Annotated in this window: 16 protein-coding genes, 1 tRNA gene and 2 pseudogenes; 4 read left to right on the top strand and 15 right to left on the bottom strand. The window is 68.0% G+C overall.

Annotated features, from left to right (window positions below; translation table 11 throughout):
* Window positions 1-51: 51 nt before the first annotated feature.
* The 9 genes from rpoB to DRB89_RS21675 all read right to left on the bottom strand — a co-directional run bounded on the left by rpoB (window position 52) and on the right by DRB89_RS21675 (window position 9,424).
* Window positions 52-3,534, bottom strand: a complete 3,483-nt coding sequence (gene rpoB / locus DRB89_RS21720; protein WP_112450589.1) for a DNA-directed RNA polymerase subunit beta — start codon at window positions 3,532-3,534, stop codon at window positions 52-54.
* A 597-nt stretch (window positions 3,535-4,131) separates the two neighbouring features.
* Window positions 4,132-4,512, bottom strand: a complete 381-nt coding sequence (gene rplL / locus DRB89_RS21710; protein WP_112450590.1) for a 50S ribosomal protein L7/L12 — start codon at window positions 4,510-4,512, stop codon at window positions 4,132-4,134.
* Between the two features lie 110 nt (window positions 4,513-4,622).
* Complete coding sequence (rplJ, locus tag DRB89_RS21705) at window positions 4,623-5,153, bottom strand: 50S ribosomal protein L10 (protein WP_112450591.1); 531 nt, start codon at window positions 5,151-5,153, stop codon at window positions 4,623-4,625.
* 247 nt (window positions 5,154-5,400) lie between these two features.
* Entirely contained in the window at window positions 5,401-6,309 is a 909-nt protein-coding gene (locus tag DRB89_RS21700) for a hypothetical protein (RefSeq protein WP_162688678.1), read from the bottom strand.
* Window positions 6,310-6,495: 186 nt separating this feature from the next.
* The gene (rplA, locus tag DRB89_RS21695; RefSeq protein WP_112450593.1) at window positions 6,496-7,224 is read right to left on the bottom strand and encodes a 50S ribosomal protein L1; all 729 of its coding nucleotides are present in this window, start codon (window positions 7,222-7,224) and stop codon (window positions 6,496-6,498) included.
* 88 nt (window positions 7,225-7,312) lie between these two features.
* Window positions 7,313-7,747, bottom strand: a complete 435-nt coding sequence (gene rplK / locus DRB89_RS21690) for a 50S ribosomal protein L11 (protein ID WP_053682632.1) — start codon at window positions 7,745-7,747, stop codon at window positions 7,313-7,315.
* A 170-nt stretch (window positions 7,748-7,917) separates the two neighbouring features.
* Window positions 7,918-8,880, bottom strand: coding sequence for a transcription termination/antitermination protein NusG (gene nusG, locus DRB89_RS21685; protein WP_112450594.1), 963 nt, complete (start codon window positions 8,878-8,880; stop codon window positions 7,918-7,920).
* Window positions 8,881-8,964: 84 nt separating this feature from the next.
* The gene (gene secE, locus DRB89_RS21680) at window positions 8,965-9,246 is read right to left on the bottom strand and encodes a preprotein translocase subunit SecE (protein ID WP_112453706.1); all 282 of its coding nucleotides are present in this window, start codon (window positions 9,244-9,246) and stop codon (window positions 8,965-8,967) included.
* Between the two features lie 105 nt (window positions 9,247-9,351).
* Window positions 9,352-9,424, bottom strand: a tRNA-Trp gene (locus DRB89_RS21675).
* A 191-nt stretch (window positions 9,425-9,615) separates the two neighbouring features.
* On the opposite strand from DRB89_RS21675, the gene DRB89_RS21670 reads away from it, so the two are divergent.
* Entirely contained in the window at window positions 9,616-10,842 is a 1,227-nt protein-coding gene (locus DRB89_RS21670; RefSeq protein ID WP_112450595.1) for a pyridoxal phosphate-dependent aminotransferase, read from the top strand.
* Window positions 10,843-10,998: 156 nt separating this feature from the next.
* Complete coding sequence (locus DRB89_RS21665; protein ID WP_204357815.1) at window positions 10,999-12,018, top strand: adenosine deaminase; 1,020 nt, start codon at window positions 10,999-11,001, stop codon at window positions 12,016-12,018.
* A 15-nt stretch (window positions 12,019-12,033) separates the two neighbouring features.
* Here DRB89_RS21665 and DRB89_RS21660 read toward each other — a convergent pair whose 3' ends face one another.
* The 4 genes and pseudogenes from DRB89_RS21660 to DRB89_RS21645 all read right to left on the bottom strand — a co-directional run.
* On the bottom strand, window positions 12,034-12,450 hold the full coding sequence (locus tag DRB89_RS21660) for a hypothetical protein (protein ID WP_112450597.1): 417 nt from the start codon (window positions 12,448-12,450) through the stop codon (window positions 12,034-12,036).
* A gap of 17 nt (window positions 12,451-12,467) precedes the next feature.
* Window positions 12,468-13,523, bottom strand: coding sequence for a UDP-N-acetylmuramate dehydrogenase (locus tag DRB89_RS21655; protein ID WP_112450598.1), 1,056 nt, complete (start codon window positions 13,521-13,523; stop codon window positions 12,468-12,470).
* A gap of 144 nt (window positions 13,524-13,667) precedes the next feature.
* Entirely contained in the window at window positions 13,668-14,003 is a 336-nt protein-coding gene (locus tag DRB89_RS21650) for a DUF3291 domain-containing protein (RefSeq protein ID WP_112453707.1), read from the bottom strand.
* A 137-nt stretch (window positions 14,004-14,140) separates the two neighbouring features.
* Window positions 14,141-14,278 (bottom strand): annotated as a pseudogene (locus DRB89_RS21645) (putative sulfate exporter family transporter); the annotation flags it as partial.
* On the opposite strand from DRB89_RS21645, the pseudogene DRB89_RS21640 reads away from it, so the two are divergent.
* Together DRB89_RS21640 and DRB89_RS21635 are read left to right on the top strand one after the other, a co-directional pair.
* A pseudogene (locus DRB89_RS21640) lies at window positions 14,268-14,486 on the top strand (zinc ribbon domain-containing protein); the annotation flags it as partial. The pseudogenes DRB89_RS21645 and DRB89_RS21640 sit on opposite strands and share 11 nt — an antisense overlap.
* A gap of 360 nt (window positions 14,487-14,846) precedes the next feature.
* Window positions 14,847-15,326 (top strand): hypothetical protein, encoded by a 480-nt coding sequence (locus DRB89_RS21635; protein WP_112452397.1) that lies wholly within the window; start codon window positions 14,847-14,849, stop codon window positions 15,324-15,326.
* A 56-nt stretch (window positions 15,327-15,382) separates the two neighbouring features.
* Here the strand turns inward: DRB89_RS21635 and DRB89_RS21630 are convergent, their stop codons facing one another.
* A complete protein-coding gene (locus DRB89_RS21630) occupies window positions 15,383-15,643 on the bottom strand; it encodes a DUF397 domain-containing protein (protein WP_112452398.1) in 261 nt (86 codons plus the stop codon).
* On the bottom strand, window positions 15,603-16,451 hold the full coding sequence (locus tag DRB89_RS21625; RefSeq protein WP_112452399.1) for a helix-turn-helix transcriptional regulator: 849 nt from the start codon (window positions 16,449-16,451) through the stop codon (window positions 15,603-15,605). The genes DRB89_RS21630 and DRB89_RS21625 overlap by 41 nt, the downstream gene beginning before the upstream one ends.
* Window positions 16,452-16,464 lie beyond the last annotated feature (13 nt).

Genomic DNA, 16,464 nt, shown 5'->3' with positions numbered 1-16,464 from the left:
ACGGTCCCGGGGATGACGGGGGGCTCTTGAGCGAGCCCCCCGTCAGGCCCGTCAGACCTCTTCGACGCTGCTCGGCTCACGCCGGGACAGGTCGATACCGAGCTCCTCCGCCGCGCGGAAGACGTCCTCGTCGGTGTCGCGCATCTCGATGGACATGCCGTCCGAGGACAGCACCTCCACGTTGAGGCAGAGCGACTGCATTTCCTTGATGAGCACCTTGAAGGACTCGGGAATGCCCGGCTCGGGGATGTTCTCGCCCTTGACGATGGCCTCGTAGACCTTCACGCGGCCGGTGACGTCATCGGACTTGATGGTCAGCAGCTCCTGGAGGGCGTAAGCGGCGCCATAAGCCTCGAGCGCCCACACCTCCATCTCACCGAAGCGCTGGCCACCGAACTGCGCCTTACCACCCAGCGGCTGCTGCGTGATCATCGAGTACGGACCGGTCGACCGCGCGTGGAGCTTGTCATCGACCAGGTGGTGGAGCTTGAGGATGTACATGTAGCCGATCGAGACCGGCTCCGGGAACGGCTCGCCGGAGCGGCCGTCGAACAGGTGCGCCTTGCCGGTCGGGAGGACCAGGCGGTCTCCGTCGCGGTTCGGGATGGTGTGCTCGAAGAGGCCCGAGATCTCGTCCTCACGAGCACCGTCGAACACCGGGGTGGCGACGTTGGTGCCGGGCTCGACGCGGTCGGCGCCGATGACCTTCAGTCGCTCGGCCCACTCCTCGCCGAGACCGGAGACGTCCCAGCCGCGGCTGGCGAGCCAGCCGAGGTGGATCTCCAGGACCTGTCCCGGGTTCATTCGGGACGGGACACCCAGCGGGTTGAGGATGATGTCGACCGGCGTGCCGTCCTCAAGGAAGGGCATGTCCTCGATCGGAAGGATCTTGGAGATGACACCCTTGTTGCCGTGGCGGCCGGCGAGCTTGTCACCGTCGGTGATCTTGCGCTTCTGGGCGACGTAGACGCGGACCAGCTGGTTCACGCCCGGGGGAAGCTCGTCGCCCTCCTCGCGGTCGAAGACGCGGACACCGATGACCTTGCCGATCTCACCGTGAGGGACCTTGAGCGAGGTGTCACGCACCTCGCGGGCCTTCTCACCGAAGATGGCGCGGAGCAGGCGCTCCTCCGGGGTCAGCTCGGTCTCGCCCTTGGGCGTGACCTTTCCGACCAGGATGTCGCCGGCGACCACGTCCGCACCGATGCGGATGATGCCGCGCTCGTCGAGGTCCGCGAGGACCTCCTCGGAGACGTTCGGGATGTCCCGGGTGATCTCCTCGGGACCGAGCTTGGTGTCACGGGCATCGACCTCGTGCTCCTCGATGTGAATCGAGGACAGGACGTCGTCCTGTACGAGGCGCTGCGACAGGATGATCGCGTCCTCGTAGTTGTGGCCTTCCCAGGGCATGAACGCGACGAGCAGGTTCTTGCCGAGGGCCATTTCGCCCTCTTCGGTCGCCGGTCCGTCGGCGAGGACCTGGGACTCGACGATCCGGTCACCCTCGTTGACGATGACCTTCTGGTTGACCGAGGTGCCCTGGTTCGAGCGGGAGAACTTGGCGACGCGGTACGTGGTGTACGTGCCGTCGTCGTTGGCGACGGTGATGTAGTCGGCCGAGACCTCCTGGACGACACCGTCCTTCTCCGCACGGATCGAGTCACCGGCGTCGACCGCACAGCGGTACTCCATGCCGGTGCCGACGAGCGGCGCCTCCGCCTTGATGAGCGGAACGGCCTGGCGCATCATGTTCGCGCCCATGAGGGCACGGTTGGCGTCGTCGTGCTCCAGGAAGGGGATCATCGCGGTCGCGACGGACACCATCTGGCGCGGGGAGACGTCCATGTAGTCGACGTCGTCGCCGGCGATGTAGTCGATCTCGCCACCACGACGGCGAACCAGCACGCGGTTCTCGGTGAAGCGCATGTCGTCGGACAGGCCGGCGTTGGCCTGGGCGATGACGAAGCGGTCTTCCTCGTCGGCCGTCAGGTAGTCGACGTCGTCGGTGACGACGCCGTCGATGACCTTGCGGTACGGGGTCTCGACGAAACCGAACGCGTTGACGCGGCCGTAGGACGCGAGCGAGCCGATCAGACCGATGTTCGGGCCTTCAGGGGTCTCGATCGGGCACATGCGGCCGTAGTGCGACGGGTGGACGTCTCGGACCTCGAAGCCGGCCCGCTCACGGGACAGACCACCCGGGCCGAGCGCCGACAGGCGTCGCTTGTGGGTGAGACCCGACAGCGGGTTGTTCTGGTCCATGAACTGCGACAGCTGGCTGGTGCCGAAGAACTCCTTGATGGAGGCGACGACCGGCCGGATGTTGATCAGGGTCTGCGGCGTGATCGCCTCGACGTCCTGGGTCGTCATCCGCTCGCGGACGACGCGCTCCATACGAGCCAGACCCGTGCGGACCTGGTTCTGGATGAGCTCGCCGACGTTGCGCAGACGACGGTTGCCGAAGTGGTCGATGTCGTCGGTCTCGACGACGATCGAACGACCCGACTCACCGACGGTCTCGGTCTCACCGGCGTGCAGCTTGACCAGGTACTTGATGGTCGCGATGACGTCGTCGGTGGTGAGCACGCCGGCGTTCAGCGGCTCGTCCGCGCCGAGCTTCTTGTTCACCTTGTAGCGGCCGACCTTCGCGAGGTCGTAGCGCTTCGGGTTGAAGTAGAGGTTCTCGAGCAGCGTCTGAGCGGCCTCGCGGGTCGGCGGTTCGCCCGGACGCAGCTTGCGGTAGATGTCGAGCAGCGCGTCGTCCTGGCCCTGGGTGTGGTCCTTCTCCAGGGTGGCGCGCATGGACTCGTACTGGCCGAACTCCTCGAGGATCTGCTCGGTGGTCCAGCCGAGAGCCTTCAGGAGGACGGTGACGGACTGCTTGCGCTTGCGGTCGATGCGGACACCGACCATGTCGCGCTTGTCGATTTCCATCTCGAGCCAGGCACCCCGGGACGGGATGATCTTGGCGGCGAAGATGTCCTTGTCGGACGTCTTGTCGATGGAGGAGTCGAAGTAGACACCAGGGGAACGGACCAGCTGCGACACGACGACACGCTCGGTGCCGTTGATGACGAAGGTGCCCTTGTTGGTCATGAGCGGGAAATCGCCCATGAAGACCGTCTGAGACTTGATCTCTCCGGTCTCGTTGTTCGTGAACTCGGCGGTGACGAAAAGCGGCGCCGCGAACGTGAAGTCGCGGTCCTTGCACTCGTCGACCGAGTTCTTCGCCGGCTCGAAACGGTGGTCGCGGAACGTCAGCGACATCGACCCGGAGAAGTCCTCGATCGGCGAGATCTCCTCGAAGATCTCTTCCAGACCGGACTTGGTGGGAACATCCTGTCCGCTCTCAAGCGCCGACTCGACGCGAGACTTCCAGGCGGCGTTGCCGAGCAGCCAGTCAAAGCTCTCGGTCTGCAGCGCCAGGAGGTTCGGAACCTCGAGAGGCTCCTTGATCTTTGCAAAGGAGATGCGCAGCGGGGCGGTGCTGGCACCGTTGTTCGTATTGGTCGAGGCGTTGCGCGAGGCGGCCAAGAGGGGGTCCTTCCGAGGGCTCGGACTCACTACGCGCGTACCGGTCCCAGCTGACACAGAAGACGGGCGCTTCCACCCCGGTCGAAGTGACCAGGTCAGGGCGATCAATCAAGTGTGCTCATGCTTGGGCATGCCCCTGGCGACGGGCAGGGGGCAGCTAACAGGCAGCGCAAAGGGTCAGTGTAGCCACTTGGCTCACTGATGTCCAGACCAGGTTTCCGGAAACCGGCAACAGGCCTTCCCCATGTCGTTTGACGCTTCCAACTGACGCTGCCAACCCTGCGGCTCTCGCCTACAGAGCGCGTAACAGTACTGCCCTCTTCGTAGTCGATCCATGCCCGATCCCGACCCGTTCCATGCCTCGGATCCCGGATCGAACGGCCGATCTCACGACGGATCTGAGAATTGCGCGCCACGTGCCGTTCGTCAAGGCCCCCTGCTCCGTGCGGATCATCCAAGGACCCGGCCGCGGAGCAACGAAGATCACCCTACTCCCCAACGAGACAGGGGCAAATCAGGCACTCCGGGTACGCCAAAGGGCGACCACCCTTACGGGTGATCGCCCTTGACTGAGGCCTCAGAGAGGCCTCAGAGGTGTTACTTGACCTCGACAGCCGCGCCGGCAGCCTTGAGGGACTCGGCGGCCTTCTCAGCGGCCTCCTTGGCGACCTTCTCGAGGACGGGCTTCGGGGCGCCGTCAACGAGGTCCTTGGCCTCCTTGAGGCCCAGGGAGGTGAGCTCGCGCACGACCTTGATGACCTGGATCTTCTTGTCGCCGGCACCGGTGAGGATGACGTCGAACTCGTCCTGCTCCTCGACGGCCTCAGCGGCGACCGGGGCGCCCGGACCGGCAACGGCGACGGCCGCGGCGGCGGTGACGTCGAACTTCTCCTCGAACGCCTTCACGAACTCGGAGAGCTCGATGAGGGTGAGCTCCTCGAACTGGGCGAGGAGTTCGTCCTGGGTGAGCTTCGCCATGATGGGCGATCCTTCCACTAAATCGGCAGGTGCCGGATGTATATAGAGGCGGGCGTAACGGCCCGCTTTGACCCGCGCACTAGGCGGCGCGGATCAGTGCGCGAGCCGAATTACTCGGCACCGCCCTGCTCGGCGAGCTTGACGCGAAGCGCTTCCGCAGTGCGGACGAACTTCGACGGCAGCGCCTGGAAGAGCGAGGCAGCCTGAGACTGCTTGCCCTTGAACGCGCCGGCCAGCTTGCTGAGCAGAACCTCGCGGGACTCGAGGTCCGCAAGCTTCTTGATCTCATCGGCGGTGAGCGCCTTACCATCAAGGACACCCGCCTTGATGATGAGGTTCGGGTTTTCCTTGGCGAAGTCACGCAGGCTCTTCGCCGACTCCACCGGGTCACCGGTGATGAAGGCGACCGCGGTCGGACCAGCGAAGTGCTCGTCCAGCGCGGTGATCCCGGCCTGGTTGGCCGCAATCTTGGTCAGCGTGTTCTTCACCACGGCGTACTGGGCGTTCTCACCGAGAGAACGACGCAGCGTCTTGAGCTGCGCGACGGTGAGACCCCGGTACTCGGTCAGCACGGCGGCGTTCGAGCTCTGGAACGCGTCCTTGAGCTCGGCTACCGCGGCAGCCTTGTTGGGCGTCGGCATAGTGCGTCGGCCTCCTTCCGGGTGATGAGGACCGCTCAGAAGGGGCATAAACACGAAACGCCCCGGCGCAGGCGCCAGGGCGTAGCTCAACCGGAACGAATTCCGGGAACTTTCCACAGTCACCTACGCAGGACGTCCGCATTTAGCGGATCCTTCGGCCGCCGCACTCTTGCGAGCACGGCAACGACCAGCGGTCTTTGGCTTCTCCCGAAGAGTACGTGAAGGGGTGCAGCCGAGGCAAATCGCCTCAGGAGACGCCGTCCAGGCCGCCCAGACCGGCGTCCCGCAGCGTCTTGTCGGCCTCCTTGAGGTCCTCGTCGGCCTGCTTGAGCTTGCGGTCGGTCTCCTTCATCACGTCCTCGAAGGAGATGACCTGATCGGCCGGCGGGGGCGTGACGGGGGAAGCCGCGCCGAACCCGGAGAACTTCGCCGTGGTCTTCGTCGTGCCCTCGGCGTCCGTGCTCACGCTGTCCACGCGCACCGGGTAGCCGTCCTTGCCGATCCACAGGTCCACCTCGAAGGCGGTGATGTGCTTGACGGCCTCGTGGAGGTACTGGCGGTTCGCCTCCTCCATGGCCTTGGTGGAGTCGTCCGCCGTCAGCAGCTCCGCGCCCGTGAGGGTGCCCCTGTAGTGCTCGGCGTCGACACCGTCGGTCTTCTCGGTGCCGACGTGCGTCAGCTTCTCCTGGCCCAGCAGCATCGCGAGGTACTCGGCCGGGTCGTCGTTGAGCCGGACCCCCGGCTTGCCGTCCTTGGCGAGGTTCATCGACATCCAGGTCTTGCCCTCGAGGGGCTTGTCCAGCTGGGTGTGGACGAGGTCGCCGATCATGATCGAGCGCGTGTCGGGCTTCTCGCTCTTCAGGATCAGGTCGTGGCTCGACGGGTACCAGCCCTTGGTGCCGGACTGCCCGCTGGTCTTGCCGTCGGCCTCGACGGTGGACAGCTCCGCCTTGGCGAACTTGGCGGCCACCGTCTTCAGGTAGGACGCCTTCACCGCCTCCACCGGCGAGTGCGCCTTGGCACCGGCGCCCTTGTCCCCGCCGGCCTTGCCGCTGCCCGCGTCGGCCTGGTCGCCGCCACAGGCCGTGAGGCCGCCCACGAACAGTGCGGTACCGACGATCGCGATACCGGCTCGGGTACGGACAGCCTTGCTCATCTGGTTCTCCCCCATGGATGGATCTTCGTTGCCCGGCCGACCCTACGGTTCCCGCGACCGGAACGCGCTCCGGTATCGCCACGTCAGCGCAGGTGTGGCGCTCACCACGCAGAACGGGCCCCCCGCCACCCTGTGAAGGGGGCGAGGGGCCCGTAAGCCACTCAGTGAGTGTCAGGCTCGGCCTGATCAGACCGCGGCCGGGTCTTCCTCGACGAGGAGGTTCCGGGTGCGGTTCTGGTCCAGCAGGATGCCGGGGCCCATGGTGGTGCTGAGGGCGGCCTTCTTGATGTAGCGGCCCTTCGCGGCGGACGGCTTCAGACGAAGGATCTCGTCGAGGGCCGCGCCGTAGTTCTCGACCAGCTGCTCATCGGTGAAGGAGACCTTGCCGATGATGAAGTGCAGGTTCGAGTGCTTGTCGACACGGAACTCGATCTTGCCACCCTTGATCTCGGTGACAGCCTTCGCGACGTCCATGGTGACGGTGCCGGTCTTCGGGTTCGGCATCAGGCCACGGGGACCGAGCACGCGGCCGAGGCGGCCGACCTTGCCCATGAGGTCCGGGGTGGCGACAACGGCGTCGAACTCGTTGAGGCGGTTGCCCTTGGCGATCTCGTTGATGAGCTCGTCGTCGCCGACGATGTCGGCGCCGGCGGCTTCCGCGGCCGCAGCACGGTCACCGGTCGCGAAGACCAGGACCCGGGCGGTCTTGCCGGTGCCGTGCGGGAGGTTCACGGTGCCACGGACCATCTGGTCGGCCTTGCGCGGGTCTACACCCAGGCGGAAGGCGACCTCGACGGTGCTGTCGAACTTGGTCGCGGAGGTCTCCTTGGCGACACGGACGGCCTCGAGCGGGGCGTACAGCTTCTCCCGGTCGATCTTGGCGTCCGCAGCGCGGAGAGTCTTGCTGCGCTTCACTTCTGCTCCTGTGTTGTGACTTCAGGCGTGGAGTCGTGGTGCGGACCAGCGCTTGGCCCTACCACTGTGGTGCTGGGGGGTGGCTGAATCAGCCTTCGACCGTGATGCCCATCGAACGCGCGGTGCCGGCGATGATCTTCTCGGCCGCGTCGATGTCGTTGGCGTTCAGGTCAGGCATCTTGAGCGTGGCGATCTCGCGGACCTGGTCACGCGTAAGCTTCGCGACCTTGGTCTTGTGCGGCTCGCCGGAGCCCTTCTCCACGCCCGCGCTCTTCAGGATGAGGCGCGCGGCCGGCGGAGTCTTGGTGATGAAGGTGAAGGAGCGGTCGTCGTAGACCGTGATCTCCACCGGCACGACCATGCCACGCTGCGACTCGGTCGCGGCGTTGTAGGCCTTGCAGAACTCCATGATGTTGACGCCGTGCTGACCGAGCGCGGGGCCGACCGGCGGAGCCGGGTTGGCCGCACCGGCCTTGATCTGGAGCTTGATGAGCCCCGTGATCTTCTTCTTCTTGGGAGGCATTGCTCTCTCCGGGTCCTAGTGAGAGTTTTCGCCGCCAATCCGGTCATCCGGATGGAGGCATACCGCACCACGATAACGGGTATCGGCGCGGGGCTGAAAACCGAGCAGGTCAGACCGCCCGCGAGGGGGCAATCTGACCTGTCCGGAAGCGTGAGTCAGAAGACTGTGGATCAGTTCTTCTGGATCTGGTCGAAGCTCAGCTCGACCGGGGTCTCGCGGCCGAAGATCTCGACGAGACCCTTGACCTTCTTCGAGTCCGGGTTGATCTCGTTGATGGTCGCCTGCAGCGTCGCGAACGGGCCGTCGGTGACGGTGACCGAGTCGCCGACCTCGAAGTCCAGGACCTCGATGGTGCGCTTGACGGAGGGCGCGGGCAGGCCGGCCTCTTCCGCGGCCAGCTTGGCGGCCTTCTCCTGAGCCTCGGGAGCGAGCATCTTGACGATCTCGTCGAGGGTCAGCGGGTACGGGTCGTACGCGTTGCCCACGAAGCCGGTGACACCAGGCGTGTTGCGGACGACGCCCCAGGACTCGTTCGTCAGGTCCATGCGGACGAGAACGTAGCCGGGCAGCTTGTTCTGCCGGACGTTCTTGCGCTCGCCGTTCTTGATCTGGACGATCTCTTCCTCGGGCACCTCGGCCGAGTAGATGAAGTCCTCGACGTTGAGCGAGACGGCGCGCTGCTCGAGGTTCGCCTTGACGCGCTTCTCGTAGCCGGCGTAGGTGTGGATGACGTACCACTCGCCGGGCAAGCTGCGGAGCTCGTCGCGCAGGGCCTGGACGGGGTCGACCGGCTCGGCGGGCTCCGCGTCGGCCTCTCCGGCCTCCGCGTCGTCCTCGGCCAGCGCGGCGTCGTCCTCGGCCTCGCCGGTCTCGTCCTCGTCGGAAGCCTCTTCGGCCTCGTCCTCGGTCTCATCGGACTCGTCGTCGGCCTCTTCGGCCTCGGCGTCGTCCTCAGCCTCGGCGTCGACCTCGCCCTCGACGTGCAGCGCGGCCTCTTCGGCGGCGACACCCGCCTCGGCGTCGGCGAGCTCGGCCTCATCGGGGTCCACGGCGTCTGCAGCCTCGACGATGTCGAGCGCGTCCTCGACGGACTCGACGGAGTCGGGGCTCGCGTTCAGGTTCGGGTCAGACACGGTGGCTGCTTCTTCCTGGATACAAAAGGTGGTCGAACATGCGAAAACGGGCGGCACCCATCAAGGCGCCGCCCTCCGCGGGGATCAGCCGAAGACGAACTTGATGGCTTCCTGGAACCCGTAGTCAATCACGGTCACCAGACCGATCATGATGACGACGAAGACAATCACCACGGAGGTGTACGTCGTGAGCTGGTTCCGAGTGGGCCAGACAACCTTGCGGAGCTCCGCGACGATCTGGCGGTAGAAAAGCGCGAGACGACCCAGAAGGCCCTTCTTGCCGCGCTTGCCGCCCTTGCGGGCCTTCTTCTCGCGAGTGTCATCCTCGGCGTCAGGCATGTCGATGGAGCCCAGGGCGTCCGTCACGTCTCTCACCTGAATCCGGGTCGTGGCCGTAGCCGCGCCCGGTTGCGCCGCACGGCGTTGCATCGAAATACGTACCTGCGCACACGTCCGAGACGGAGTGTGGAGCAGGGCCGGAGGGACTTGAACCCCCAACCGCTGGTTTTGGAGACCAGTGCTCTACCAATTGAGCTACGACCCTTTGCGTGCCCCAACCTACCGCATGCAGATGGGTGCACAGTGTGCTCACGTTCCACAGCGGCCGACGAGGGCCAACGACGGTTGAGTGTACGTGGTCCGGGCCCTGACGTCGAACAGCGCCATCCGGAGACGCCCCGTCCGGTAAGTGAAACGGCGTGCGGCGCTTCTTTGCCGTCTGGGACGATTGGCCGCATGACCTCTGAAACGCCTTCCGCCGAGCGCCGCGTGTCCGCCCGTATCGGTGCCATCTCCGAGTCCGCCACCCTCGCCGTCGACGCCAAGGCCAAGGCCCTCAAGGCCGCCGGGCGTCCGGTGATCGGTTTCGGGGCCGGCGAGCCCGACTTCCCCACCCCGGACTACATCGTCGAAGCCGCGGTCGAGGCCTGCCGCAACCCGAAGTACCACCGCTACACGCCGGCCGGCGGCCTGCCCGAGCTGAAGGCCGCCATCGCCGCGAAGACGCTGCGCGACTCCGGCTACGAGGTCGACGCGTCCCAGGTACTGGTGACCAACGGCGGCAAGCAGGCGATCTACGAGGCGTTCGCGGCGATCCTGGACCCGGGTGACGAGGTCATCGTCCCGGCCCCTTACTGGACCACCTACCCCGAGTCGATCCGTCTCGCCGGCGGTGTCCCGGTCGAGGTCGTCGCCGACGAGACCACCGGTTACCGCGTCTCCGTCGAGCAGCTCGAGGCGGCCCGCACCGAGCGCACGAAGGTCGTCCTCTTCGTCTCCCCGTCGAACCCGACCGGCGCCGTCTACTCGGAGGCCGACGCCGAGGCGATCGGCCGCTGGGCCGTCGAGCACGGCCTGTGGGTCCTGACCGACGAGATCTACGAGCACCTGGTCTACGGCGACGCGAAGTTCGTCTCGCTCCCGGCGATCGTCCCCGAGCTGGCCGACAAGTGCATCGTCGTCAACGGCGTCGCCAAGACGTACGCGATGACCGGCTGGCGCGTGGGCTGGATCGTGGGCCCGAAGGACGTCGTCAAGGCCGCGACCAACCTGCAGTCGCACGCCACCTCCAACGTCTCCAACGTGGCCCAGGTCGCGGCGCTGGCCGCCGTCTCCGGCAACCTGGAGGCCGTCCACGAGATGCGCACCGCCTTCGACCGCCGCCGCCAGACGATCGTGCGGATGCTGAACGAGATCGAGGGCGTGTACTGCCCGACCCCCGAGGGCGCCTTCTACGTCTACCCCGCGGTCAAGGACGTGCTCGGCAAGGAGATCCGCGGCAAGCGCCCGCAGACGTCCGTCGAGCTCGCCGCGCTGATCCTCGACGAGGCCGAGGTCGCGGTCGTCCCGGGCGAGGCCTTCGGCACCCCCGGCTACCTGCGCCTCTCCTACGCCCTGGGCGACGAGGACCTGGTCGAGGGCGTCTCCCGCATCCAGAAGCTCCTGGCCGAGGCGAAGGCCTAGAGCGGCCCGCAGCAAGGCCTGAGCGGCGGTTCCCCCGTGCGGGGAGCCGCCGCTCAGGCGTTTCCGCGGGGCCGTGACCCAGAATTTCCGTTCGGGCAAGCCCTCGTTCAGGGAATCCGGCTGCAGGCCGGGGCAAAAGTGCGGCAGGATCACGAGATGGAGCACGTACGCGATCTCACGCTTCTGCCGAAAGCCCACCTCCACCTGCACTTCACCGGCTCGATGCGACCGTCGACCCTGCTGGAGCTCGCCGACAAGTACGGCGTCCGGCTGCCGGACGCCCTGACCGGCGGCGAGCCACCGAAGCTCCGGGCCACCGACGAGCGCGGCTGGTTCCGCTTCCAGCGGCTCTACGACGCCGCCCGCTCCTGCCTGCGCGAGCCCGACGACATCCGCCGCCTGGTCCTCGAGGCCGCGGAGGAGGACGTGCGGGACGGCAGCGGCTGGCTGGAGATCCAGGTGGATCCCACCTCCTACGCCCCCCTCCTCGGCGGGATGATCCCGGCCGTCGAGATCATCCTCGACGCCGTCGACACCGCCTCCCGCGAGACCGGCCTCGGCATGCGCGTCGTCATCGCCGCCAACCGCATGAAGCACCCCCTCGACGCCCGCACCCTGGCCCGCCTCGCCGTCCGCTACGCCGACCGCGGCGTCGTCGGCTTCGGGCTCTCCAACGACGAGCGCCGCGGCATGGCCCGGGACTTCGACCGGGCCTTCGCCATCGCCCGCGAAGGCGGCCTGCTGGCCGCCCCGCACGGCGGCGAGCTCACCGGCCCCTCCTCCGTCCGCGACTGCCTCGACGATCTGCACGCCGCCCGCATCGGGCACGGCGTACGGGCCGCCGAGGACCCCCGCCTGCTCCAGCGCCTCGCCGACCGGCAGATCACCTGCGAGGTCTGCCCGGCGTCCAATGTCGCCCTGGGGGTCTACGAGCGCCCCGAGGACGTCCCGCTGCGCACCCTCTTCGACGCCGGGGTCCCGATGGCCCTGGGCGCGGACGACCCGCTGCTGTTCGGGTCCCGGCTCGCGGCCCAGTACGAGATCGCCCGCGAGCACCACGCCTTCACGGACGCGGAGCTCGCCGAGCTGGCCCGCCAGTCGGTGCGCGGCTCGGCCGCGCCCGGTGACGTACAGGACAAGCTGCTGGCCGGGATCGACCACTGGCTGACCTCGTAGGGGCCCGCCGGCGGGTCAGCGCGTGAGGCGCAGGTCGCCCTCGTGGCAGTCGGCGCGCACCCGCGCGCCGTCCGGGAAGCCGATCTCCAGGTGGGTGCGGCCCTGCGCGGGCAGCGCGTACTCGGCAACCGATTCGACCTTCTCGCCGAGGTGGCGCAGGAAGGGGTGGTCGCCGAGGTCCTCGCCGACCACGATGCGGCCCCACTCCCCCATGTCGTACGGCTCGTGCGGGGTGGCGGACTCCACGATCAGGCAGGCGTCGGACCCGGTGGTGATGCGGGTGGACTCGCCGTGGCTGTCGAGGAGCCAGACGTCGAGGGGCGCCTCGGAGCGTTCGCCGTCGCTGATGTGCCAGGACGCGACGACCCTTCTGATCGTGCGTCCCACCAGCCGGGTGGGGTCCGTACCGGCCCCGTGCAGGGGACAGAGCATGGGCGGGCCGGGACTCCTCAGATGCTGACGCCGACCGTCACCGGCTCGTTGACGAGGGTGACGCCGAAGGCCGCGTGGACCCCGGCGACGACCTCGCGGGCGAGGACGAGGAGGTCTTCGGTGGTGGCCGCGCCGCGGTTGGTGAGGGCGAGGGTGTGCTTGGTGGAGATGCGGGCGGGGCCGTCGCCGTACCCCTTGGCGAAGCCGGCCTTGTCGATCAGCCAGGCCGCGCTGGTCTTCGTACGGCCCTCGCCGGCCGGGTAGGCGGGCGGGGCGGTGTCGGGGCCGAGGCGGTCCTGGGCGCGGGCGAGGAAGGCTGCGTACGCCTCGTCGCTCAGGATCGGGTTGTGGAAGAACGAGCCGGCCGACCAGGTGTCGTGGTCGGCGGGGTCGAGGACCATGCCCTTGCCGGCGCGCAGCCGCAGGACGGTCTCGCGGGCCTTCGCCGCCGGGACCCGGTCGCCGGCCCCGACGCCGAGGGCGCGGGCGGTCTCGGGGTACTTGACCGGCGCGGACAGGCCGCCCGCGTCCTCCAGGGCGAACCGGACGCGCAGGACGACGTACCGCTCGGGCTGGTGCTTGAAGAGGCTGTCGCGGTACGAGAACGCGCATGCGGCGGCCGACAGCGTGACGGTCTCGCCGCGCGTGCGGTCGTAGGCGACGACCTCGGTGATCGTGTCGCAGACCTCCTGGCCGTACGCCCCGACGTTCTGGATGGGCGTGGCACCGGCCGACCCCGGGATCCCGGCGAGGCATTCGATGCCGGCGAGCCCCGCTTCGACGACCCGGGCGACGGCGTCGCTCCAGTTCTCGCCGGCCGCGAGCTCCAGGTTCGTCCCGTCGAGCGTGAAGCCGGTGGTCGCGATGCGCAGCGCGGTGCCGTCGAAGCCCCGGTCGCCGATGACCAGGTTGCTGCCGCCGCCGATGACCAGGAGCGGGGTGCCGCTCCCGTCGGCGGCGCGCACGGCGGCGACCACCTCGGCGTCGGTGGTCGCGGTGACCAGGCGGGCGGCGGGGCCGCCGAGCCGGAAGGTGGTCAGCGGGGCGAGGGGGGCGTCGTGGAGTTCCTGCACGTGGACAAGAGTACGGTCCGTGTCCCCCGACCAGGCGGGGCCACGGACCGCGGTCGCGCCGCGAGCCCCGTGCGGGGGCTCAGCGGCTCGGCTTCTGCTGCCACTTCTACTTCCTACTTCTACTTCTGCTTCTGCTTCTACTTCCTACTTCTGCTTCTGCTCGGCGAGGCGGCGCTCCGCCTCCGCCCAGCTGATGGGGAGCTCGCCCGCCGGAACGGTCCAGAAGGTGAACGCCGACTCCTTCATGTACGCGGCGGCCTTCCGCGAGCCGGAGCGGTGCGGCTCGCTGCCGGCGAAGCGGTAGAGCGCGTCTCGGTCCTCCCAGGCGGAGAGCGTCAGGAAGGTCCGGCTGAGGACCCGGGCCCGCAGGGCGGCCCCGTGCGCGCCGGGGGCCTTGCGGATCTGGAGGATGATGCCGGGCGCCTTCAGGAAGAACTTCAGGGCGCCGGCCAGGCTCGCGGTCTCGAAGCGGGAGGCCATGACGTAGACCTCGGAGCCGGGGGCGGCGGGGGTGGGAGCGGGGGGAGAATGGCACGCCGGGGTAGAGAAGTCAGGAAGCAGTAGGAACGTTAGGTCGGTACCGGCCAGGAATGGGACAACTGCGTTCCGGTCCGGGCTCACGCGGGGAGGAGGACCCCCGCGTACGAGACCCCGGCCACCATGATCCAGGCCCCGAGGCCCAGCAGGGCGGCCCGGCCGCCGGTACGGGACAGGGTGGGCAGGTGGACCGCGCTGCCCAGGCCGAACAGGGCGGAAAGCGCCGGCCGGAGAATCATCGCCGTGGATCCCCGCAACACCTCCCGCGAGTGCCCCGAATGCGGGCACACCGCGAAGGAGAACCGCCCCACGCAAGACACATTCCACTGCCAGGCATGCGGCCGAACCGCGCACGCCGACACCGTGGGCGCGATCAACGTTTTGAACCGGGCCGGGCTGGTCCGCTGCAACGCCAACACGGCGTAACAGGAAGCCCCGTCATTTATGACGGGGAGGAGTCACCAGGTCCGGGAACTCCCTGATGGGCGGCAGCGGGACCCTGCCGCTCAGGACCGCCCGCAGCACGCCGCCGTCGAGCCGGGCCCCCACCAGGGCCGCACCGGTGTAGCCGCCGGCCCCTGACGCCTGTACCACCCGCCGTCCGGGTACTCCCGGCAGCCTCGGGGCCGGTGCCACCCGAAGCCTTTCTCCTCAAGGGAGGGTGGCCAGGCACCGCCACCGCGCGCGGCCCCCGACACGACGGGGCCCCGAATGGGCGCTATGCCCGCCCCCCGGCCATTGCTTGAGCACGCGTGTTCTGTTCACACCGTTGTCCCAGGAGTCCCCATGTCCTACCGCCCCCGCCTCCGCCTCCGCAGCGCACTGATCGGCGCGTGCACCGCAGCGCTGCTCGCCGGCTCCGGACTGCTCGCACTGCCCGCACAGGCCGAGAGCCCGTCGGCTCCGGCCGCCGCCGCCCAGAGGGATACGCGGCCGGAGGCGCAAGCCCTCACGTTCCTCGGCTACTACACCGACGCCTACAACGGGATCCACCCCGAAGGAAAAAACCGCACCGACGTCCGGGAGAAGTACCTCACGAAGGAGCTCGACACGACCCTCACCAACTGGGCATTCGAGAACCAGAAGGACCCGATCTTCCGCCGGAACGAAGTTCCCAAGTTCATCGATGCGAAGGAAGCGAGCCAGGCCAACGGCAAGGCCAAGGTCGTCGCGACCTACAGCTGGGAGAACGGCACGTCGAGCCAGATCTGGCTCACGGTGGACACCAACACCATGGACATCGAAGGTCTCACCGACCCCTCGTAAGCGCACACCCCGCCGCTCCGGCCGCCACCACGGGCGTCCGGAGCGGCGCCGCCCCGTCAGAGGCTGCGGACGAACTCCGCGAAGGCGGCCGGGGCGACGGTGAAGGCGGGGCCGTCGGGGACCTTGGAGTCCCGGACGGCGATGCGGCAGGGCTGGGGGGCGACCTCTACGCACTCGCCGCCGGTGTCACCGCTGTACGAAGACTTACGCCAGGCGGCGGTGCCGAGGGGGGCGCACTCGACGCAGTTGCCACCGGTGTCACCGCTGTACGAAGACTTACGCCAACGCGCGCCCGTCAGGTCCTGGATGCTGTCCATAGCGTTCCTCCATTACGCGGGCGATCCGTACAGCCGAGTCCTCCACCGAGAGGGCGGCGGCCTGCAAGTGATCGTATCGGAGTGAACCCTCCCTGAGCGCTTGTGGATTGGCCGTCATGTGCCCCTGCACGAAGTCCTCGGTGTAGGCGAGATCCGGATCATCGTCGAACCGGAGCAGTGTGAACTCGCCCAACAGGCCAGCGTGAGCGCCTACCTCGAAGGGAAGAATCTGCACCTTCACCCACTCCCGCTTCCTCAGGCTCAACAAGTGGGCGAGTTGGTTTTGCATGACGTGCCGACCACCGATCTCCTGGTGCAGCACCGCCTCGCTCAGCACCACCCACATCAAGGGCGGGTCCGTCCGGTCCAAGATCCGCTGCCGCTCCATACGGGCAGCCACCCGCGCATCGAGATTCTCGTCGCTGCGAACACCCAGGAGCGCCCGCGCATACTCCTCCGTCTGCAGCAGCCCGTAGACCAGCTGTGCGTGGAACGTGGAGACATACGCCGCCCGTGCTTCCATCTCCGCGTAGGGCTGGAACCACGTCGGCAGTTGGCTCCGCAGCACCAGGCCCACCAGTCGGGAGAACACCCCGCCCGTGTTCAGCGCCGCGTCGATCCGTTCCGAGAAGTCGCGGGTCGGCACCTTCCGCGCCGTCTCGATCTGCCCGATCAGCGAGCCCGCGCAGAAGACGATGGCTCCCAGCTGCCCCTGTTTGAGCCCGGCTTCCTCCCGCAGGCGGCGCAGTTCCGAGCCGTAGTAGTCCAGCGGAGAGGCGCTGGGGTCGAGGCTGCGGATGTTGACCATGGAGCGGTCACCC

Source organism: Streptomyces sp. ICC4 (assembly GCF_003287915.1).
GTDB classification, from domain to species: Bacteria; Actinomycetota; Actinomycetes; order Streptomycetales; family Streptomycetaceae; genus Streptomyces; species Streptomyces tritrimontium.
The sequence above is the reverse complement of the archived record's forward strand: the minus strand, read 5'-3'. Positions and strand labels throughout refer to the sequence as shown.

Excerpts from the sequence above, each read along its gene's own strand:
- rplL (WP_112450590.1), bottom strand. The coding sequence starts at position 4,512 with ATGGCGAAGCTCACCCAGGACGAACTCCTCGCCCAGTTCGAGGAGCTC.
- rplJ (WP_112450591.1), bottom strand. The coding sequence starts at position 5,153 with ATGCCGACGCCCAACAAGGCTGCCGCGGTAGCCGAGCTCAAGGACGCG.
- DRB89_RS21700 (WP_162688678.1), bottom strand. The coding sequence starts at position 6,309 with ATGAGCAAGGCTGTCCGTACCCGAGCCGGTATCGCGATCGTCGGTACC.
- rplK (WP_053682632.1), bottom strand. The coding sequence starts at position 7,747 with ATGCCTCCCAAGAAGAAGAAGATCACGGGGCTCATCAAGCTCCAGATC.
- DRB89_RS21670 (WP_112450595.1), top strand. The coding sequence starts at position 9,616 with ATGACCTCTGAAACGCCTTCCGCCGAGCGCCGCGTGTCCGCCCGTATC.
- DRB89_RS21665 (WP_204357815.1), top strand. The coding sequence starts at position 10,999 with ATGGAGCACGTACGCGATCTCACGCTTCTGCCGAAAGCCCACCTCCAC.
- DRB89_RS21660 (WP_112450597.1), bottom strand. The coding sequence starts at position 12,450 with ATGCTCTGTCCCCTGCACGGGGCCGGTACGGACCCCACCCGGCTGGTG.
- DRB89_RS21650 (WP_112453707.1), bottom strand. The coding sequence starts at position 14,003 with ATGGCCTCCCGCTTCGAGACCGCGAGCCTGGCCGGCGCCCTGAAGTTC.
- DRB89_RS21635 (WP_112452397.1), top strand. The coding sequence starts at position 14,847 with ATGTCCTACCGCCCCCGCCTCCGCCTCCGCAGCGCACTGATCGGCGCG.
- DRB89_RS21630 (WP_112452398.1), bottom strand. The coding sequence starts at position 15,643 with ATGGACAGCATCCAGGACCTGACGGGCGCGCGTTGGCGTAAGTCTTCG.
- DRB89_RS21625 (WP_112452399.1), bottom strand. The coding sequence starts at position 16,451 with ATGGTCAACATCCGCAGCCTCGACCCCAGCGCCTCTCCGCTGGACTAC.